The 19,272-nt window shown below is 69.5% G+C and carries 20 protein-coding genes; 18 read left to right on the top strand and 2 right to left on the bottom strand.

What is annotated here, in order from left to right; genetic code table 11:
- Window positions 1–68 precede the first annotated feature (68 nt).
- From OG558_RS38480 to OG558_RS38440, 9 genes are all read left to right on the top strand, one after another.
- On the top strand, window positions 69–479 hold the full coding sequence (locus OG558_RS38480) for a DUF948 domain-containing protein (RefSeq protein WP_405067414.1): 411 nt from the start codon (window positions 69–71) through the stop codon (window positions 477–479).
- A complete protein-coding gene (locus OG558_RS38475; protein ID WP_405067413.1) occupies window positions 476–748 on the top strand; it encodes a DUF6167 family protein in 273 nt (90 codons plus the stop codon). The genes OG558_RS38480 and OG558_RS38475 overlap by 4 nt, the downstream gene beginning before the upstream one ends.
- A 5-nt stretch (window positions 749–753) precedes the next feature.
- A complete protein-coding gene (gene alaS, locus OG558_RS38470) occupies window positions 754–3,423 on the top strand; it encodes an alanine--tRNA ligase (RefSeq protein WP_405067412.1) in 2,670 nt (889 codons plus the stop codon).
- Window positions 3,423–3,881, top strand: a complete 459-nt coding sequence (gene ruvX, locus OG558_RS38465; protein WP_405067411.1) for a Holliday junction resolvase RuvX — start codon at window positions 3,423–3,425, stop codon at window positions 3,879–3,881. The genes alaS and ruvX overlap by 1 nt, the downstream gene beginning before the upstream one ends.
- Complete coding sequence (gene mltG, locus OG558_RS38460) at window positions 3,878–5,074, top strand: endolytic transglycosylase MltG (protein WP_405067410.1); 1,197 nt, start codon at window positions 3,878–3,880, stop codon at window positions 5,072–5,074. Before ruvX ends, mltG begins: the two co-directional genes overlap by 4 nt.
- A 121-nt stretch (window positions 5,075–5,195) precedes the next feature.
- Complete coding sequence (locus OG558_RS38455; protein WP_405067409.1) at window positions 5,196–6,020, top strand: shikimate dehydrogenase; 825 nt, start codon at window positions 5,196–5,198, stop codon at window positions 6,018–6,020.
- Window positions 6,007–7,479 (top strand): FAD-binding protein, encoded by a 1,473-nt coding sequence (locus OG558_RS38450; RefSeq protein ID WP_405067407.1) that lies wholly within the window; start codon window positions 6,007–6,009, stop codon window positions 7,477–7,479. The genes OG558_RS38455 and OG558_RS38450 overlap by 14 nt, the downstream gene beginning before the upstream one ends.
- A 13-nt stretch (window positions 7,480–7,492) precedes the next feature.
- Window positions 7,493–8,533 carry a DUF2330 domain-containing protein gene (locus OG558_RS38445; RefSeq protein ID WP_405067406.1) on the top strand — a complete coding sequence of 347 codons (1,041 nt, stop codon included), beginning with the start codon at window positions 7,493–7,495 and terminating at the stop codon, window positions 8,531–8,533.
- A gap of 32 nt (window positions 8,534–8,565) precedes the next feature.
- A complete protein-coding gene (locus OG558_RS38440) occupies window positions 8,566–9,273 on the top strand; it encodes a prepilin peptidase (RefSeq protein WP_405067405.1) in 708 nt (235 codons plus the stop codon).
- A gap of 9 nt (window positions 9,274–9,282) precedes the next feature.
- On the opposite strand, the gene OG558_RS38435 is transcribed toward OG558_RS38440, so the two are convergent.
- Entirely contained in the window at window positions 9,283–10,404 is a 1,122-nt protein-coding gene (locus OG558_RS38435; protein ID WP_405067404.1) for an ADP-ribosylglycohydrolase family protein, read from the bottom strand.
- A gap of 131 nt (window positions 10,405–10,535) precedes the next feature.
- Between OG558_RS38435 and OG558_RS38430 the strand changes: the two genes are divergently transcribed.
- The 6 genes from OG558_RS38430 (at window position 10,536) to OG558_RS38405 (ending at window position 15,241) form a co-directional block, all read left to right on the top strand.
- Window positions 10,536–10,799, top strand: a complete 264-nt coding sequence (locus tag OG558_RS38430; RefSeq protein ID WP_328520013.1) for a type II toxin-antitoxin system Phd/YefM family antitoxin — start codon at window positions 10,536–10,538, stop codon at window positions 10,797–10,799.
- On the top strand, window positions 10,796–11,206 hold the full coding sequence (locus OG558_RS38425) for a type II toxin-antitoxin system VapC family toxin (protein WP_405067403.1): 411 nt from the start codon (window positions 10,796–10,798) through the stop codon (window positions 11,204–11,206). The genes OG558_RS38430 and OG558_RS38425 overlap by 4 nt, the downstream gene beginning before the upstream one ends.
- A gap of 44 nt (window positions 11,207–11,250) precedes the next feature.
- A complete protein-coding gene (aroC, locus tag OG558_RS38420; RefSeq protein WP_405067402.1) occupies window positions 11,251–12,456 on the top strand; it encodes a chorismate synthase in 1,206 nt (401 codons plus the stop codon).
- Window positions 12,453–12,962, top strand: coding sequence for a shikimate kinase (locus OG558_RS38415; protein WP_329476198.1), 510 nt, complete (start codon window positions 12,453–12,455; stop codon window positions 12,960–12,962). The genes aroC and OG558_RS38415 overlap by 4 nt, the downstream gene beginning before the upstream one ends.
- Window positions 12,959–14,059, top strand: coding sequence for a 3-dehydroquinate synthase (aroB, locus tag OG558_RS38410; RefSeq protein ID WP_405067401.1), 1,101 nt, complete (start codon window positions 12,959–12,961; stop codon window positions 14,057–14,059). Before OG558_RS38415 ends, aroB begins: the two co-directional genes overlap by 4 nt.
- 99 nt (window positions 14,060–14,158) lie before the next feature.
- The gene (locus OG558_RS38405; RefSeq protein ID WP_405067400.1) at window positions 14,159–15,241 is read left to right on the top strand and encodes a Gfo/Idh/MocA family protein; all 1,083 of its coding nucleotides are present in this window, start codon (window positions 14,159–14,161) and stop codon (window positions 15,239–15,241) included.
- Here the strand turns inward: OG558_RS38405 and OG558_RS38400 are convergent.
- Entirely contained in the window at window positions 15,202–17,226 is a 2,025-nt protein-coding gene (locus OG558_RS38400) for a HelD family protein (RefSeq protein WP_405072271.1), read from the bottom strand. The genes OG558_RS38405 and OG558_RS38400 overlap by 40 nt on opposite strands.
- 54 nt (window positions 17,227–17,280) lie before the next feature.
- Between OG558_RS38400 and OG558_RS38395 the strand changes: the two genes are divergently transcribed.
- The 3 genes from OG558_RS38395 to OG558_RS38385 all read left to right on the top strand — a co-directional run bounded on the left by OG558_RS38395 (window position 17,281) and on the right by OG558_RS38385 (window position 19,242).
- Window positions 17,281–17,871 (top strand): TetR/AcrR family transcriptional regulator, encoded by a 591-nt coding sequence (locus OG558_RS38395; protein WP_405067399.1) that lies wholly within the window; start codon window positions 17,281–17,283, stop codon window positions 17,869–17,871.
- Between the two features lie 19 nt (window positions 17,872–17,890).
- Window positions 17,891–18,328 carry a type II 3-dehydroquinate dehydratase gene (aroQ, locus tag OG558_RS38390; protein WP_329484908.1) on the top strand — a complete coding sequence of 146 codons (438 nt, stop codon included), beginning with the start codon at window positions 17,891–17,893 and terminating at the stop codon, window positions 18,326–18,328.
- Window positions 18,329–18,570: 242 nt separating this feature from the next.
- Window positions 18,571–19,242, top strand: a complete 672-nt coding sequence (locus tag OG558_RS38385) for a LuxR C-terminal-related transcriptional regulator (RefSeq protein ID WP_405067398.1) — start codon at window positions 18,571–18,573, stop codon at window positions 19,240–19,242.
- Window positions 19,243–19,272 lie beyond the last annotated feature (30 nt).

Genomic DNA, 19,272 nt, shown 5'->3' with positions numbered 1-19,272 from the left:
GAGTGCGCCTGGACCGCGCGATAAGGTCGGGCGGTCCACGAGGTCGCAACGGAAGGTGGATCGTTTCCATGAGCGTCGGTGAAGTCGCGGGGTTGATAGCCGCCTGCGCGCTGCTCATCCTGGTGGGCCTGCTGGCCTATCCGATCCTGAAGCTGGGCAAGGTCTTCGACGAGACCCGGATCATGGTGAAAGGCGTCTCGAACGAGACCATCCCGTTGCTCGGCGAGGTGACCACCACCGTGACCACCACGAACGCCCAGCTGGCCAAGGTGGACACGATCACCGACAACGCGACCACGGTGACCACCAACGCGGCCGCGCTCATGTCGCTGTTCTCGGCCACCGCCGGCGGTCCGCTGGTGAAGGCGGCCGCCTTCAGCTACGGCGTCCGTCGCGCGCTCGGTGACCAGCAGCGCAAGGACGTCAGCCGACGGGTGAAGGAAGAGATGAAGGCCGAGCGGAAGGCGCGGAAACGGTGAAGCGGATCTTGTGGCTGATCATCGGGATCGTCGTCGGCGTGTACGCCGTCACCCGGCTGAAGAAGCGTGTTCAGGTGCTCGCCCCGGAGAGCATGCAGGAGTCCGCGGCCAAGCTCGCCGCCGCGGTCCGGCACTTCGGCGACCAGGTCCGCGAGGGCATGGAGGAGCGGGAGGCCGAACTACGCGACTCCCTCGGCATCGACACCAACAGCGCCATGCCTCCGGCCCCACCCACAACCCACCCGGACACGCGTGAGGACTACCGGTAACACCCATGGAAACCAGTGAGATCAGGCGGCGGTTCCTGCAGTACTTCGAGGACCGGGGCCACACCGTGGTGCCGAGCGCACCGCTCCCGTCGCCGGACCCGAACCTGCTGTTCAACGTCGCCGGCATGGCCCAGTTCGTGCCCTACTTCGTCGGCCAGCAGACGCCGCCGTACGCGCGCGCGACCAGCGTGCAGAAGTGTGTCCGGACCCTCGACATCGACGAGGTCGGCAAGACCACCCGGCACGGCACGTTCTTCCAGATGAACGGCAACTTCTCCTTCGGCGACTACTTCAAGGAGAAGGCGATCGAGTACGCCTGGGACCTGGTCACCCGGTCCCAGCGCGACGGCGGCTACGGCTTCGACGAGTCGGTGCTCTACGCGTCGGTGTACTACGACGACGACGAGGCGATCGACCTGTGGAAGCGGATCGCCGGCCTGCCTGACGACCGGATCGTCCGGCTCGGTATGAAGGACAACTTCTGGTCGATGGGCATCCCCGGCCCGTGCGGTCCGTGCTCGGAGATCCTGATCGACCGCGGCCCGGAGTTCGGCGCCGACCGGGACTGGGAGGCGGGCGACCGCTACCTGGAGTTCTGGAACCTGGTCTTCATGCAGAACATCCGCGGTGAGGGTGGCGGCAAGGACGGCTACGAGATCCTCGGCGAGCTGCCGAAGAAGAACATCGACACCGGTCTCGGCCTCGAGCGCGTCGCGTACCTGCTGCAGGGCGTCGACAACATGTACGAGATCGACGAGATCTACCCGGTGATCGAGCGCGCGTCGGACCTGAGCGGCCGCAAGTACGGCGTCGAGCACGTGGACGACGTGCGGTTCCGGGTGGTCGCCGACCACGTCCGCAGCGCACTGATGCTGATCGGCGACGGCGTCACCCCGGGCAACGAGCAGGGCGGCTACGTGCTGCGGCGGCTGCTCCGCCGCGCGATCCGCTCGATGCGCCTGCTCGGCTACGAGGACCCGAGCCTGGTCGAGCTGCTGCCGGTCAGCCTGGAGCAGATGAAGAAGTCGTACCCCGAGCTGGAGGCCGACTTCGGCCGGATCAGCCAGGTCGCGTACGCCGAGGAGGAGGCGTTCCGCCGGACTCTCACGGCCGGGACGAGCATCTTCGACGTCGCCGTCCGCGAGACCAAGTCCGGCGGTGCCCACCAGCTCGAGGGCGCGAAGGCGTTCCAGTTGCACGACACGTACGGCTTCCCGATCGATCTGACCATCGAGATGGCCGCCGAGCAGGGCCTGCAGGTGGACACCGAGGGCTTCAAGGCCCTGATGAAGGAGCAGCGCGAGCGGGCCAAGGCGGACGCCCGGGCGAAGAAGGCTGGTCACGCGGACACCTCGGGGTACCGGGAGCTGCGCGAGAAGGGCGTCACCGAGTTCACCGGCTACCAGGAGCTCGCGACCGACTCGCAGGTCCGTGGCCTGCTGAAGGAAGGCGTGGTCGCGCCGGCCGCCGAGCAGGGCGAGACCGTCGAGGTCGTGCTGGAGAAGACCCCGTTCTACGCCGAGTCCGGTGGCCAGATCGCCGACGAGGGCCTGATCGTTGCCGACGGCGTCAAGCTGAAGGTGCTCGACGTCCAGCGCCCGGTCAAGGGCCTGATCGTGCACAAGGTCGAGGTGCTCGAGGGTGTCGTCCAGCCGGGCCAGGACGTGCACGCCGAGGTCAACCACGAGTGGCGGGTCTCGGCCTGTCAGGCGCACTCCGGCACGCACGTCGTCCACGCTGCGCTGCGTCAGGTGCTCGGCCCGAACGCGCTGCAGAGCGGTTCGTACAACAAGCCCGGCTACCTGCGGCTCGACTTCGCCTGGTCGTCGGCGCTGGATCAGGCGACCCGGTCCGAGATCGAAGAGGTCGCGAACCTCGCGGTCCGGAAGGACCTGCCGGTGTCGGCGCAGTACATGACGCTGCCGGAGGCCCGGGACTGGGGTGCGCTGGCGCTGTTCGGCGAGACGTACGACGAGCAGGTCCGCGTGGTCGAGATCGGTGGCCCGTGGTCGCGCGAGCTCTGCGGTGGCACGCACGTGAAGCACTCGTCGCAGGTCGGCGCGCTGACCGTCACCGGCGAGTCGTCGGTCGGAGCGGGCGTCCGCCGGATCGAGGCGTTCGTCGGCCTGGAGGCGCTGCACTACCTCGGCCGCGAGCGGGCGCTGGTCCGGCTGCTCAGCGAGAACCTGAAGACCCGGCCGGAGGAGCTGCCCGCGAAGGTCGCCGACCTGAGTGAGCGGCTGCGCGCCGCCGAGAAGGAGCTCGAGCGGATGCGGGCCTCGCAGGTCCTCGCGGCCGCGGCCGAGCTGGCGAGCAACCCGCGAGACGTCTTCGGCGTCCAGTACGTCGGTCACCGCGCCCCCGACGGCGTGAACGGCGGGGACCTGCGCAAGCTGGCCCTCGACGTGCGCGGCCGGATGCCGAGCGACAAGCCGGCCGTGGTCGCTGTACTCAGCGTGAACGACGGCAAGCCCGGTGTGGTGGTCGCGCTCAACGACACCGCGCGCGAGTGGCGGCTGAAGGCCGGCGACCTGGTCCGGGTCGCGGCCGAGAAGCTGGGCGGTCGCGGCGGCGGCAAGGACGACGTGGCCCAGGGTGGTGGCACCGATCCCGGTGGCTCCGACGAGGCACTGGCTGCGGTGGAACACACCGTCGGCCAACTCGTCACTGGCTGATGAGAACGGGCGTGCGCCTCGCGCTGGACATCGGCGATGTCCGGATCGGCGTTGCCAGCAGCGATCCGCACGGAATCCTGGCGACCCCGGTGGAAACGGTCCGCCGAGGGCCTGGTGATCTGGATAGGATCGCGGCACTCGCCGCCGAACTGGAGGCGTTCGAGATCGTGGTCGGGCTGCCCCGCTCCCTGTCCGGGGGCGAGGGGCCGGCCGCGGTGAAGATCCGGGAGACGGCGGAGCTGGTGCGGACAAAGGTGCAGGAGGGCAAGGCGGACACGGCGGTGCGGCTGGTGGACGAGCGGTTCACCACGGTCACCGCCGAGCGCATGCTGCGGGAACGGGGAAAGAAGGGTTCCAAGCGGCGCGCGGTGGTCGACCAGGCCGCCGCGGTCGTGATTCTGCAACACGCGCTCGACCTCGAGCGCGAGACCGGCAACCCGCCCGGGAGGCCTCTGTGAACGGACCGTCGTTGGACGAAGACCTGAGCGAGAGCGACGACCTCGGCTCCGGGCTCGGGTTGCGCCCGGAGACCCGGGTCGAGCGCCGGGCGAACCGGCGCAAGGCCCGCGGCCGGCGCGCGTTCGGCTGCTTCGCCGGCCTGATCTCGCTGCTGGTGGTCGGCGCCCTCATCGCGGGCGCGGTGATCGGGTTCGGCAAGGGCAAGGACGCGATCGAGCAGATGTTCGCCGCGCCGGACTACTCCGGCACCGGCAGCAAGGAAACGGTGGTCGTCGAGGTCGCCAAGGGTCAGGCGGCCGCCTCGATCGCGGACACGCTGGAGAAGAAGGGCGTCGTGAAGAGCGCCCGCGCGTTCGAGAAGGTGGCCAAGGCCGACTCGCGGTCGCTTCAGATCCAGGCCGGCACCTACACGCTGCACAAGCAGATGTCGGCCAAGGCCGCGCTCGCCCTGATGCTGGACACGGCCAAGTCGATCCTGGTCACCCGGATCAGTTTCCGGTCCGGCCTGACCAAGGCCGAGGTCAGCGAGACCCTGCAGAAGTCGAAGCTGAAGCTGCCGGCCGGCGCCGCCGCGGGCGCGCTGGCGAAGCCGGCTTCGCTCGGGTTGCCGGCGTACGCGCACAACAACGCCGAGGGCTTCCTGTACCCGGGGACGTACGACGTGCCGAAGGGCGCGACGGCGTACACGATGCTGAAGCTGATGACGGCGCAGTACGCGAAGAACGCGAACGAGCTGAACCTGGTGAAGACCGCGCAGGGCAAGAAGCTGGATCCGTACCAGGCGGTGATCGTGGCCAGCATCATCGGCGCCGAGACGAACCGCCCGCAGGACTACGCCAAGGTCGCCCGGGTGATCTACAACCGGCTGCGGATCGGGATGAAGCTCCAGATGGACTCGACCATCCACTACGTCGTCGGCAAGGACGGCGGCGTGTTCACGACGCCCGAGCAGCGCCAGATGGACTCGCAGTACAACACCTACAAGAACAAGGGCCTCCCGCCGACGCCGATCAACTCGCCGACCAAGGAGACCCTGCGGGCGGCGATCAACCCGGCGCAGGGGCCGTGGCTCTACTTCACGCTGATCGACCTCGACACCGGCGAGACGGCGTTCGCCAGTACGCCGGAAGAGCACATGCAGAACGTGCAGAAGCTGCAGACCTGGTGCGCGGCCCACAAGGGCCGCTGCTGATGGCTGTATTGAATTGCCGCGCCTCCGGCACGGCGGGGTCATGGGGCTTTTACTCCCGTCCTTCCCTCGTCGCTTCAGTCGCTTCGCTCCCTACGCTCCTCAGTCCAGGCCGGGAGGCCCCATGACCCGGTGCGCCGTGCTCGGGTCGCCGATTGCGCACTCGTTGTCACCGGCGATGCACCGGGCCGCGTACGCCGCGCTCGGTCTGGACTGGCGGTACGACGCGTTCGAGGTCGAGGAGGACGAGCTCCGCGGGTTCGTGGCGACCCTCGGCGAGGACGTCCGCGGGTTGTCGCTGACCATGCCGTTGAAGCGGGTGGCGCTCGACCTGGTCGACACCGTCGATCCGGTCGCGGAGCTGATCGGCGCGGCGAACACGATGCTGTTCGAGCCGGACGGATCACGGTCCGCGCACAACACCGACGTACCCGGGCTGGTGAACGCGTTCGCCGAGCACGGCATCACCGCGGCCGACACGGCCGTCGTGCTGGGTGGCGGCGCGACCGCCGCATCCACGCTGGCGGCGTTGCGCGCGATGATGGTCACCGAGGTGACTGTCGTCGTCCGGGACGTCGCCAAGGCCGAGCGGCTGCGGGACCTGGCGGCCGAGCTCGGGCTGCGGACCTCGGTCGCGGACTTCACCCAGGTCGAGCAGATCGGTGGGTTCGATCTGTGCGTTTCGACGCTGCCCGGCGGTGCCGTCGACCCGTGGGCCGAGCACTTCGCAGGCGTCGCGCCGGTGGTGTTCGACGTCGCCTACCACCCGTGGCCGACCCGGCTCGCGATCGCCGCGCACCGGATCGGTACCGAGCTGTTGAACGGACTTGATCTCCTCGTGCACCAGGCTGCGCTCCAAGTGGAGATGATGACTGGTAGGACGCCGGCACCTCTGGCGGCCATGAGGGCAGCCGCTCGTGAGGAGCTCGGGGATCGTGAGCCAGTTTGACCGCCGAACGGTACTGAAAGCAGGTGGCACCCTCGTTGCCGCCGCACTGACCAGTTGCTCGGACGCGAAGAAGGCGAGCGCAGGCCCTGCGGCCGACACCCTCGCCGCGGCCGCTCCGAACTGGAACAGCTTCGCCCGGTCCCTGACGGGCCGCCTGTACCTGCCCGCGTCGCCCGGCTACGCCTCCTCGCACCTGCTCTTCAACCCGCGCTGGGACACCGTCCAGCCGGGTGCCGTCGTGAAGGCCGCGAACGCCACCGACGTGCAGAAGGCGATCAACTTCGCCCGGGCGAACAAGATAGTGCTGGTGCCGAAGAGCGGCGGCCACTCCTACGTCGGTGCGTCGACAATCAGCAAGGGGATGCAGCTCGACGTTGGCGCGATCCGGGGCCTGAGCTACGCGAACGGCGTCGTTACCATCGGCGCCGGAGCCCACCTGTACGACGTGCACGCGTTCCTCGACAAGTACGGACGCTCCCTGCCGACGGGGACCTGCCCGACCGTCGGGATCGCCGGGCTCGCGCTCGGTGGCGGGATGGGCATCCACACCCGCGCCTTCGGCCTGACCTGCGACCGGATCCTGTCGATGGGCGTCATCACCGCCGACGGTACGGCGCGCAACGTCAGCGCGGCCGTGGACCCGGATCTGTTCTGGGCGTTGCGGGGCAGCGGCGGCGGGAACCTCGGCGTGGTCACCTCGTTCCGGATCTCCACAATTCCGGGGACGAAGCTCGGGTTCTTCCGGCTGACCTGGCCGGAGTCGCAGGCGGCGGCCGTCGTGCGCGGCTGGCAGAGGTTCGCCCAGTCCGCGCCGATCACCTCCTGGGGCAACCTGCACATCGATGCCGTCAGCAACGGCACGCTGTCGATCCACGTGCTCGGCATCTCCACCACCGGCAACGCGACGGCCGCGGCCGCGCAGCTCGAGTCGTTCGTCGGGTCGAGAGCGTCGGTCCGTTCGATCACGGTGAAGACGCACATGGAAGCCGTGACGTATCTCGGCGGAGGGACGACCAGCCCGCGGACCGGGTTCCTGGCCGGCTCCGACGTACTCAAGGGGCCGATGAACGCGGCCACGATCACCGCCCTGCTCGGCGCGGTGAAGGCGGCGGCGCGGGCCAAGACACCGGCGTCGGCGATCCTCGACCCGCTCGGCGGGCAGGCGACCAAGCAGCCGGCGGGTGGCGCGTCCTGGCCGTGGCGATCGGCCCTCGGCGTCGTCCAGTGGTACTGCGGGACGCCCGCACACCCGACCACGGCGCAGCTCAAGGTGGCGCAGACGTTCATCACCAACGGGCATCGCGCGGTCCGCGCGTACTCGGCCGGCGGGTACGTCAACTACGTTGAGACCGGTCGCTCGGTCAGCACGTACTACGGCGCGAGCCTGGCCCGGCTGCAGACGGTCAAGAAGAAGTACGACCCGGCGAACTTCTTCCACACGAGTTACACCCTCGGCTAGATAGTCTCCCGCCGTGAAACTTTGGCGGGTCGTCGCAGGAGTGCTGGTTGCCGGATTCGTCGCGGCTGGTGTGACGCCCGCCTGGGCGTGCGCGTGCGGCGGCTACCTACCGGATGCCCAATCGCGCGCTCGTGCGTTCGGCGAGAACGCGCTGGTCCAGCACGACGCGGGGACCGAGAAGATCACGCTGTCGATGGCGATCAACGGCTCGTCGAAGAAGGCGGCCTGGATCATGCCGGTGCCCGCGGCGGCCAAGGTCGAGCTCGGTGACGACGACGTGTTCTACCGGCTGGACCGGATGACAAGGCCGAAGACGGTGATCCGCAAGACCTACTGGCCGTTCCGGGACCTCGGCATCATGGGCAGTGGCGACCCCCTTGCCGCTGCGGCGCCGGGTGCCGGGGTCAGCGTGCGGCAGCAGATGGTGCTCGGGCCGTTCCAGGTCGCCCGGCTCGGCGGCTCGAGCGGATCCGCGGTGACGGACTGGCTCCGCACGAACGGGTACGTCGTACCGGCCACGCTGGCCGCGAACCTCACGCCGTACCTGACGGAGAAGTGGGAGATCGTCGCCGTGAAGCTCGCGCCACGGCAGGCCGGCGAGAGCCTGAGTGGGGCGACGCCGCCGTTGCGGCTGACGTTCGCGTCGGACCGGATCGTGTACCCGATGCGGCTGAGCAAGGGCGCATCCACCGCGCAGACGGTCACCGTGTACGTCGCGGCCGCGCATCGCGTCGACGCCACCAAGCTGCCGGACGCGGACGTGAAACCGGACCTGCTGTTCGCCGGCCGGGTCGAGGACGACGCACTGGCGAAGCCGGCCGACTATCTGACCGCGTTCACGGTCACCTATCGCGATCCGGGCCGGATCACCGACGACTTCACCTTCGCGCCGGCGGCGACCGACGACGGGTTCCAGCGGGTCGAGTACGTCACCGAGAACGACGGTCTGTGGAGCACGATCGGGGTGCTTCTCGGCGGCCTGCTGCTGCTCGGTGCCGGTGCGGCGGTGATCGCCAGGGTGCTCGTCCGGCGTTCATCCACAGGACGGGCGTAGCCGCGGGCCGAAATCGTCTAGGCTCCTGGATCGTGCCGGCAGACAACGCGTTGCTCGCCGCCGGGATCGGCGTGGTCTTCTGCGGCGTCTCGGCGTACGTGCTCGCGCCCTTGCTGCTGCGGAGCATCCCTGAGCCGGTCCTGGAGGAGGGCGAGACGAAGGTCCCGTACGCCGCGCTGGCCGGTCGGCGGGCGGCGTACTGGTGTGGCGGTCTGGCCGCGGTGTCCGGGGGACTGCTGGGGCTCATGCTCGGAATGTCGGCCGTCCTGCCGGCGTGGTTGTTGCTGGTGGTCGCCGGGTCGGTGCTCGGGTACATCGACGCGCGGACCCGGTTTCTGCCGTCGGTGATCATCTGGCCGACGTACGCGCTGGTCGGGCTCGCGCTGCTCGGTGCCGCGGTGGTGTCGGGGGAGTGGGGCTCGCTGCGGCGGGCGGTGCTTGCGGGGGCGATCGGGTTCGCGGTGTTCTACGTGCTCTGGTTCGCGTTTCCGCGCGGAGTCGGGTTCGGCGACGTCCGGCTGTCCGGGCTCCTCGGGCTCGCGCTCGGCTGGCTCGGCTGGGGTGAGTTCGCCAGCGGCTTGTACGGCGGATTCTTCCTCGGCGCGATCGTCGGGATCGTCCTGATCGTGGGCAAGGTGATGACCCGCAAACAGATGGTCCCCTTCGGCCCCTTCATGCTGGTCGGTGCCTTGGCCGGCGTGTTTCTGGGCGCACCGCTCGAGCGGTTGTACGTCGGATAGCCGGTCTAGTCACCAGCCGGGGTAGCGGGTGATCCAGGTGGTGTGTGGTCCGTAGTCGCCGTGCAGCCGCTTGGAGGCCTCGGTGAACTCCAGTGCGAAGTCGTCGGCCAGCTGGAGGATCACAGGGCGACCCTCGACGGTGAAGACGAGCTCTGGCGGCAGCGCCGTCTCACCGTGGAGGGCGCCGAGGATGTTCCCGCAGATGGCGCCGGTGGAGTCGCTGTCGCCGGAGTGCGTGACCGCCAGCGCGAGGGCGTCCAGGAACTGCTCGGGCGCGGGGTAGGCGAGGGCAGCGTAGACAGCGATCGCCAGCGCCTCTTCCGCGATCCAGCCGCCGCCGAGTCGCTCGACTGTCACCGGTCCGCGCCCGGCCCCTGTCGCTGCCAGGTGGCGGGCGAAGGAGAGCGTCGTACTGGTCTCCTCGTGGTTCGGGTGCTGCACGAGCAGGGCGGTGGCGGTGTCGAGGGCCGCGTCGAGGGTGGCGCCGCCGCAGATCTCGTGGACGATCGCGGCCAAGGTGCCGGCGGCGAGCTTGCCGGTCGGGTGGCCGTGCGTGTAGCCCGCGGCGGTCGCGGCCGAGTCGAAGACCCAGTCGGTGGGGAACACAGCCGGCAGCAGTCCGAACGGCGCTACCCGCATCACACCGCCACAGCCCTTGGAGTCGTTGGTGGCCTCCGCGCCGAACTGCGGGATCCGCGGCTCGCCCTTGCGTGCTTCCGTCAGCGCGTTGAGGCACGTCGTACCTGGTGCTCGCCGGGCGTACAGCCACTGTTCGGCGTGCAGCCAGCCGTCCCGCTCGCCAGTCGGTCCGGGCTGGGTCTGTGTGTCCAGCCAGCGGTCGTACGCGTGCTGCACCACCGCCACCGTGAAGCCGAGGCCGCGATCGGTCCGCACGCCGGCCCGGATCAGCCCTTCGACGGTGAACAGCGTCATCTGCGTGTCGTCGGTGATCGTCCCCGGCGGCCACCCGGCCGGCCCGGAGACGAAGGCCCGGAGCCGGTCCGGGTGCTCGGCCACGATCGACGTGCCGTCCTGGAACTCGACAGGCCCACCCAGCGCGTCGCCGATCGCCCCGCCCAGCAGACTCCCGCGAACCCGCGCGCGCCACGTCTCTTCCGCCACCCGATTCATGCCAGAACCCTACCGACGGTGGTGCCAGCGTCCTCGCCCTCCGCGACGGCCTCACCGAAGACACCCCCACCTGCCGCTGGGTTGAGTGATTCTGTCCAGTCTGTCTAGACTGTTTCATGAGGTGATCGGTGATGACGGTGACGGCTGGACAGTGGCAGCTGCAAGAGGCGAAACAGCATTTCAGTGAGTTGATCCGCGCCGTTCAGACGGATGGTCCGCAGTTCGTGACGAAGCACGGACAGCAGGTCGCCGTGGTTCTGGACATCGTGGACTACCGGCGGATGACGGGAGTGGAACTGGTGGACTTCAAGCATTTCCTGGCCTCGGCGCCGGATCTGAGCATGCTCGAGATCGAGCGCTCGACCGCTCCGGTGCGGCAGGTCGAGTTCGAGTGAGCTTCCTGCTCGACACCAACGTGGTGTCGGAGTTCCGGAAGAAGTCTCCGGATGCCGGCGCCTCGGACTGGCTCGGGTCGGTCCGGTCGAGTCAGCTGTACCTGAGTGTTCTGGTCGTGGGAGAGATCAAGCAGGGTGTCGAGCGGCTCGCGGCGCGAGACCCGAAACAGGCGGCCGTGATCGAGGACTGGCGGCAGCGCCTCGTCCGTGGGTATGCGGACCGCATCGTCCCGGTGTCGCTGGAAGTCGCCGAGACCTGGGGCCGCCTGAACGCGACGGCCCCGTTGCCGCTGGTCGACGGTCTGATGGCCGCCACCGCGCTCGTCCACGACTGGACGTTCGTCACCCGGAACCACTCCGACGTCGAGCGGACCGGCGTACGACTCCTCAATCCCTTCTGGAACTGAGACCGGCGTCTGCGGGCTGGCACCGGGCGTGAAAGAATCTCGGCATGCTGCGCTGGCTTACTGCCGGCGAGTCGCACGGACAAGCGCTCGTCGCCGTACTCGAAGGTCTTCCCGCCGGGGTTGAGGTCACCACTGATGACGTGGCCGATGCCCTGGCTCGTCGTCGGCTGGGTTACGGCCGCGGGGCTCGGATGAAGTTCGAGCGGGACGAGGTGACGTTCCTCGGCGGGTTCCGGCACGGCCTCACGCTCGGGAGCCCGGTGGCGATCCAGGTCGGCAACACCGAGTGGCCGAAGTGGGAGCAGGTGATGAGTGCGGACCCGGTCGACCCGGCGACACTGGCGGACCTGGCCCGCAACGCTCCGCTGACCCGCCCGCGGCCCGGACATGCCGACCTGGCCGGCATGCAGAAGTACGGCTTCGACGAGGCCCGCCCGGTGCTGGAGCGCGCCAGCGCCCGCGAGACCGCGGCCCGGGTCGCCCTCGGTGAGGTTGCGGCCCGGTTCCTCCGGCAGGCGTACGGCGTGACGATCGTCAGCCACGTCGTTGAGCTCGGCACCGTCAAAGCGCCGTACGGCGTCATCCCGGAGTACTCCGATGTCGAGAAGCTGGACGCGGATCCGGTGCGCTGCCTGGACACGGACGCGAGCAAGGCGATGGTCGCCGAGATCGACGCCGCCCAGAAGGCCGGCGACACGCTCGGCGGCGTGGTCGAGGTGGTCGTGGACGGACTCCCGCCGGGCCTCGGCAGCTACGTGCACTGGGACCGCCGGCTCGACTCCAAGCTGGCCGGTGCGCTGATGGGCATCCAGGCGATCAAGGGCGTCGAGCTCGGCGACGGGTTCGAGCTCGCCCGTACGCCGGGGTCGCAGGCACACGACGAGATCGTCGCCGAGGACGGCACCATCCGCCGGGCCAGCGGCCGCTCGGGTGGCACCGAGGGCGGTATGAGCACCGGCGAGACGCTCCGGGTCCGGGCCGCGATGAAGCCGATCGCGACCGTCCCGCGCGCGCTCCGCACGATCGACACCACGACCGGCGAGGCCGCGTCCGCGCATCACCAGCGCTCCGACGTCTGCGCCGTACCGGCCGCGGGCATCGTGGCCGAGGCGATGGTCGCGCTGGTGCTGGCCGACGTCGCGCTGGAGAAGTTCGGCGGCGACTCGGTGGCCGAGTCCGCGCGCAACCACAAGGCGTACCTGGCGAGCCTGCCGACCACCATCACGCCGCGGGAGTGGGCCGAGCAGTGAGTCCTCTCGTCGTTCTCGTCGGGCCGCCCGGATCGGGCAAGTCGACCGTCGCCGCACTGCTGTCCGAGCGGTTGCACGCCCGGCACCGCGACACCGACACCGATGTCGAAACCGCTGCGGGCCAGCCGATCTCGGACATCTTCGTCGACTCGGGTGAAGCACACTTCCGTGCGCTGGAGCGAGCTGCGATCGTGGCCGCGCTCGCCGACTCCGGCGAAGTGTTGTCGCTGGGCGGTGGTGCGATCCTCGACCCCGACACTCGTGCCGACCTGGCCGGTCAGACGGTGGTCTTCCTCGACGTCAGCCTCGGCGAGGCGGCGAAGCGCGTCGGTCTCGGCGTCGCGCGGCCGTTGCTGCTGGGCAACGTCCGGACTCAGCTGCGCAACCTGATGGAAGCCCGCCGACCGCTGTACGCCGAGGTCGCCAAGCTGACTGTGGTCACCGACGAGAAGACGCCCGAGCAGATCACCGACGAGATCCTCAGTCAGCTCGGAGCCCGCGGGTGACCGGCGAGTCGACCCGGATCAGGGTGACCGCGGCCGCGCCGTACGACGTTGTCATCGGCAACAATCTGCTCGGTGAACTGCCTGGCCTGCTGGGCGACGGCGTGCAGCGGGTCGCCGTCGTCCACCCGCGCGCGCTGCGGACCAGCGGCGACGCGATCCGCGACGACCTGACCGCCTCCGGGTACACCGCGCACGCGATCGAGATCCCGGACGCCGAGGACGCGAAGACCGCCGAGGTGCTGGCCTACTGCTGGTCGGTGCTCGGTCAGGCCGGCTTCACCCGCTCCGACGCGATCGTGAGCATCGGCGGCGGGACGACGACCGACCTGGCCGGCTTCGTCGCCGCGACCTGGCTGCGCGGGGTGAAGGTCGTGCACATCCCGACGACGCTGCTCGGGATGGTCGACGCGGCCGTCGGCGGGAAGACCGGGATCAACACCGCCGAGGGCAAGAACCTGGTCGGCGCGTTCTGGGAGCCGGCCGGCGTGCTGTGCGACCTCGCCGCGCTGGAGACGCTGCCTCGCAACGACTATGTCAGCGGTCTCGCCGAAGTGGTGAAGTGCGGATTCATCGCGGACCCGGTGATCCTCGACCTGGTCGAGAAGGATCCGGCCGGCGCGACCAGTCCGTCGTACGACGCGACCGAGGAACTGATCGCCCGATCCATCCAGGTGAAGGCCGACACGGTCGGCGCGGATCTGCGTGAGCGGACCACCACCGCCGGGGGCCGGATCGGCCGCGAGGCGCTGAACTACGGGCACACGCTCGGCCACGCGATCGAGCGGGTCGAGCGGTACAAGTGGCGGCACGGTGCCGCGATCAGCATCGGCATGATCTTCGTCGCCGAGCTGGCCCGCGCGGCCGGCCGGCTCGACGACGCGACCGCTGACCGCCATCGCGCCGTACTCGAATCCCTCGGCCTCCCGGTCGGCTACCGGGCCGACGCCTGGCCGCAGCTCCAGGACGCGATGAAGCTCGACAAGAAGACCCGGGCCGACCGGCTCCGCTTCGTCATCCTCGACGCCCTGGCCAAGCCGACGATCCTCGAGGCCCCGGACCCGAGCCTGCTCGTCGCGGCGTACGCCGAGATCAGCTGAAGCCGTGGCCGGAAACGGTCACCTGCTGGACCAGGCCTTGTACATCGGTGCAAACCCCTCAAGGATATTTGGAAAGGGCTTTCCGACCTGAGGGGCTGCATGTCTGACAGCAAGCACCGGATCGCAATCGTCGGCACCGGCGGGATCGCCAACTCCCATGCCAAGGCGGTCACGTCGCTGCCCGAGCGCGCCGAGCTCGTCGCCGCGGTCGACGTCGACCTCGACCGGGCGAAGGAGTTCGCGACCAAGTGGGACATCCCCGCGGTGTACCCGAGCCTGACCGAGCTCCTCGCGGCCGGCGGCGTCGACCTCGTCCACCTGTGTACGCCGCCCAGCTCACACGTGCCCTTGGCCGCCGAGTGCCTGGCGGCGGATGTCGACATCCTGGTGGAGAAGCCGCCGACGCTGTCGCTCGACGAGCTCGACGCGTTGCTGGAGGCGGAGAGCGCGTCAGCTGCTCAGGTCGCCTGCATCTTCCAGCATCGGTTCGGGGCCGGGGCGGTGCGGTTGCGCGAGCTCGTGGCCGACGGCGTTCTCGGCCGGCCATTGGTTGCCTTGTGCAACACCACCTGGTACCGCGACGACGCGTACTTCGCGGTGCCGTGGCGGGGCACCTTCGAGGTCGAGGGCGGCGGCCCGACGATGGGGCACGGGATCCATCAGTACGATCTGCTGCTGTCGATCCTCGGCCCGTGGGAGAAGGTGACCGCGCTCGCGGCCCGGCAGGCGCGGCCGACGCGGACCGAGGACGTGTCGATGGCACTGGTCACCTTCGAGAACGGCGCCATCGCCTCGGTCGTCAACTCCCTCGTGTCGCCGCGGCAGACGTCCCAGCTCCGCTTCGACTACGAGAACGCGACGGTCGAGCTGGAACATCTCTACGGCTACAAGAACCCCGATTGGACGATCACCGCGGCACCTGGTCAGGAGTCGGTGAGCGATGCCTGGTCCACCGATCTCCCCGACGTCGCGAGCGGGCACGCTGCCCAACTGGCCGCGGTTCTCGATGCCCTGACTACGGGTGCGCCGGCGCCGGTCACCCTCGCCGAAGCTCGCAACACGGTCGAGTTGGCCGCCGCCATCTACGCGTCCGCCTTCACCGACAAGCCGGTCCGTCGCGGTGAGCTGACCCGGGGGACTGGCTATGCCGAGCGCATGGGCGGCCCGGGCGCGCCCTGGTAAGTCAGCTCGCTCGGCAGGTCGCGGGTGTGCAGGACGTCGAGGCGGGAGACGGCTCGGGTCAGCACAACGTAGAGGCGGTTCAGGCCGCGGGGCTCGGCGCTGACGATCTCGGCCGGTTCGACGGCGATCACGTGGTCGTACTCGAGGCCCTTGGCCAGACTTGACGGTACGACGGCCACCCGGCCGTCGCCGTCCGGCGGGACGGATTCGATTCCGGCCGCCTTGAGCGCATCGGCCAGGGTCGCGCTGTGGTGGTCCGCGGTGATCACGCCGATCGAGCCGTCGTACTCGAGTGCTGCGTGGACGGCGGTCACGCAGCCCGATGGGAGATCGTCGACCCGCGTGATCGTCAGTTGCCCGTCGGAGCGGAACGAGGTGGTCGGCGGCACCGAGACGCCGAGCGGCTTCAGCAGCCGGTTGGCGATCTCCACCACGGCTGCCGGCACGCGGTACCCGGTGGTGAGCGCGACCACCTCGGTCGACGGCTTCCCGAGGTGCGTCAACTGTGTCTCCCAGTCGCCGGCCGCCCAGGTCGTCGTCCCTTGAGCCAGGTCGCCGAGCACAGTGATCGAGCCGTGCTCGCTGCGGCGGGCGATCGCGCGGCACTGCATGGGGGAGAGGTCCTGCGCTTCGTCGACGATCACGTGGCCGTAGGTCTGCCCGCGTTCGAGGAGGGCGCTCACCTCGTCGAGCAGTACGGCGTCCGCCGCGGTCCAGCGTGCGCTCTTCGCCTTCCGCGGCCGAGGCCAGGCGATGGCTCGTTGCTCCTCCCTGGTGAGGATGCCGTCGGCTGCGGTCGCCAACTGCTCGCGGTCGCTCAGTAGCTCGGCCAGGATCTCGTCGGCCTTGACGTTCGGCCAGACGGCCTCGACCGCCGGCTTCGCGGCTCGCGCCATCGCCCGGAGCCAGACCGCGTTGCAGTTCTGACCGCGCGCCTCCGCCTGACGCTGCAGTGCGGCGACGATCCGAGCGGTCACTCGCTCGCGGCCGATCAGGTACGCCGTCGCCTCCGCCCGGGCCTCGGCCACCATCTCGTCGAACTCGTGCTGATTGACCCGCCACTTGTACGACCCGTCAGCCACGACCACGGCCTGGTCCGGCCGCCCGATCCGCCCGTACACCGCGTTCCGCAGTACGTCGGCCATCCGCGGATCGTGCTTGATCGCGGCTATCTCCGGCTCGTCGATGCTCCGGATCGTGCCGCCCAGCAACTCCTCGACTGTTGTCTGCTCGACGTCGACCTCGCCGAGCGTCGGCAGCACGGCCGAGATGTAGTGCAGGAAGGCACGGTTGGGGCCGAGCACGAGTACGCCGTTCCGCCGCAGCCGCGACCGGTGTGCGTAGAGGAGGTAGGCGGCCCGATGCAGTCCGACCGCTGTCTTCCCCGTGCCGGGTGCACCTTGGATGCAAACCGACAGCTCCAACTCGGTCCGCACCAGCGCGTCCTGCTCCGGCTGAATCGTGGCCACGATGTCGCGCATCGGACCGACCCGGGCTCGCTCGATCTCCCGCCGGACGAGATCGCTCGAACCCGACAGCGCGCCCGAGGTGAGGTGCTCGTCCTCGAAGCTGGTCAGCGTGTTGCCCGACCAGCCGAAGCGGCGACGGGTCTCAACCCCTTGCGGCTCCACGGCGGAGGCTTGGTAGAAGGCGGTCGACACCGGGGCTCGCCAGTCGATCACCATCGGCGGGCGCCCGATCGCATCCGAGATGTGCCGCCGGCCGAGGTAGTACGTCTGGCCACGGTGCTCGCCGGCGCCGGGCTGCGCGCCGTACCGGATCAGCCCGAAGAACGGCGGGTTGTCACCCTCCTCGCCCAGGTCGCGGGCGAGCGTCTTGAGGTAGTAGCCGAGCCGCTCGGCCGTGTACCGATCGCCCCACGTGTCCTCGCCGACGAGCACGTTCTCCCGCGCGCCGGCCACCATCCGCCGCAACGCCTCCCGGCACCGCTCGGCGTACTCGCCCTCCCCGCCCAACTCTTGCATCACGCTCCCGAAAAGTTAACCCGGTCAATCTTCTGACTAGGTTAACATGACGTCGTGACCGGACTCCGCGCCCGCAAGAAGCAGCAGACCCACGACGCCCTCTCCGAGGCGGCGATCACGCTGTTCCTCGAGCGCGGCTTCGACGAGGTCTCGGTCACCGACATCGCCGCGGCCGCGAGCGTCTCCAAACCCACCCTGTTCAAGTACTTCCCGACCAAGCAGGATCTCGTCCTGCACCGCATCGCCGACCACCAGCACGAAGCCGCCAGAGTGGTCGATGCCTCCGCGGCACCCCCGATCGAGGCCCTCCGCGACCACTTCCTCGATGGCCTCGACCGCCGCGACCCGGTCACCGGTCTCAATGACCACCCAGCCGTGCTCGCGTACAACAACCTCGTCTTCACCACTCCGGCTCTGGAGACTCATCTCGCGCAGTTCGTCGCCGGCGACCAGCAGGCCCTGGCGGTTGCCCTGGGCAATGACCTCCGCGCCGAGATCACCGCGGCCTGCCTGATCTCGGTCCATCAGGTGCTCAGCCGCCGCAACTGGCAAGCCATGAGCTCCGGGACCGCGGCCTCCGTCTACTACCCGACGGCTCGCGCCGAGGCGGTCACCGCCTACAACTCGCTGGCCGCTGGGCTCTAGGGTGGGTCGGGTGACTGATGTGCGTAGGCGAGTGCTGGTGCTGAACGGGCCCAACTTGGGGCGGCTGGGGTCTCGGGAGCCGGAGAAGTACGGGTCGACGACGTTCGCCGAGTTGGTGGGGGAGTGCGAGAAGGCGGGTGCCGAGCTCGGGCTGGAGGTCGAGGTGCGGCAGACCGATGACGAGGCTGAGCTGGTCGGCTGGTTGCACGAGGCGGCTGACGGGCGGATCCCGGTGGTGCTGAACCCGGCCGCGTTCACCCACTACTCGTACTCTCTCCGCGACGCCATCGCCCAGCGGACCGCTCCGCTGATCGAGATCCACCTCACCAACCCCGCCACCCGCGAGGAGTTCCGGCACACCAGTGTCGTCGCGGGCGTGGCCACCGGCACCATCGCCGGCTTCGGCCTCGACTCCTACCGGCTCGCGCTTCGCGCCCTCACCACCCTTCCGGAGTAACCAAACTGCCCTTTCGGGCATCTAGAGGGTGTGGGCACACGTCGCGGCCCGGCCAGGAGATCGGGGTGAGACACCGGTGAGAGGCGGATGGTTCACTGTAGGCGTGGGGTCCTGCTACCGGCCGTCACCGGTCTGAAGGCGGGCAGAAGGTTCGGCGGCACGATCGAATCGACGATTTGGCGGTTCGTGTGACTGCGGATTCGATCCGTTCTGTTCATCAACGCTCTGGGGGAGTGACAAGCATGATCACGCAACAAGGCATACCTGTCTGGGTGAAAGCGCTGGACCCGTTGTCGCAGTTCGGGCTGCTGCACGCGCTCAAGCAGCGGCCGGAGGTCGCCCTGATCAGCGACGCCGACCTGGCGGCCCTGCAGCAGAGTCCGCCGCCCGACCAGGGCACCGCCCCGCCAGTGGTCGCGTTGGTCGCCGTCGACTCGCTGGACAGCGGAGCCGTCCAGGTCCTCCGGGCGGCGACACAACGGGGGTGTCGCCGGACCGTGCTGATCGGCAGCACGATCGACGACGACGCGCTGATGACCGCGGTCGAGCTGGGGGTGTCCGGTGTGCTGCGGCGTACCGAGGCGACGGCCGACCGCATCGTGCACCTTCTGCAGGCCGCCGCGGCGGGTGACGGCAGCCTGCCTCCGGATCTGCTGGGCAGGTTGCTCGGTCAGGTGTCGCGGATGCAGCGGCACGTGCTGGCACCGCGTCGGTTGTCCGACACCGGGCTGTCCGACCGCGAGACGCAGGTGCTGCGGCTGGTGGCCGACGGCAAGGACACCCAGGAGATCGCCCGCGAGCTGTCCTACTCGGAGCGGACGGTGAAGAACGTCCTCCACGACGTGACCAGCCGCCTGCAACTGAAGAACCGCTCGCACGCCGTCGCCTACGCCCTCCGCGAAGGCCTCATCTAACCCAGCATCACTCCGCCGGCCCTCGCTCCC

The organism is Kribbella sp. NBC_01510 (assembly GCF_045040325.1).
Classification (GTDB): Bacteria; Actinomycetota; Actinomycetes; order Propionibacteriales; family Kribbellaceae; genus Kribbella.
The sequence above is the reverse complement of the archived record's forward strand: the minus strand, read 5'-3'. Positions and strand labels throughout refer to the sequence as shown.

Coding starts and splice junctions, on each gene's coding strand:
- OG558_RS38385 (WP_405067398.1), top strand. CDS start 18,571: ATGATCACGCAACAAGGCATACCTGTCTGGGTGAAAGCGCTGGACCCG.
- OG558_RS38435 (WP_405067404.1), bottom strand. CDS start 10,404: ATGAATCGGGTGGCGGAAGAGACGTGGCGCGCGCGGGTTCGCGGGAGT.
- OG558_RS38455 (WP_405067409.1), top strand. CDS start 5,196: ATGACCCGGTGCGCCGTGCTCGGGTCGCCGATTGCGCACTCGTTGTCA.
- ruvX (WP_405067411.1), top strand. CDS start 3,423: ATGAGAACGGGCGTGCGCCTCGCGCTGGACATCGGCGATGTCCGGATC.
- OG558_RS38430 (WP_328520013.1), top strand. CDS start 10,536: ATGACGGTGACGGCTGGACAGTGGCAGCTGCAAGAGGCGAAACAGCAT.
- aroC (WP_405067402.1), top strand. CDS start 11,251: ATGCTGCGCTGGCTTACTGCCGGCGAGTCGCACGGACAAGCGCTCGTC.
- OG558_RS38480 (WP_405067414.1), top strand. CDS start 69: ATGAGCGTCGGTGAAGTCGCGGGGTTGATAGCCGCCTGCGCGCTGCTC.
- OG558_RS38405 (WP_405067400.1), top strand. CDS start 14,159: ATGTCTGACAGCAAGCACCGGATCGCAATCGTCGGCACCGGCGGGATC.
- OG558_RS38400 (WP_405072271.1), bottom strand. CDS start 17,226: ATGCAAGAGTTGGGCGGGGAGGGCGAGTACGCCGAGCGGTGCCGGGAG.
- alaS (WP_405067412.1), top strand. CDS start 754: ATGGAAACCAGTGAGATCAGGCGGCGGTTCCTGCAGTACTTCGAGGAC.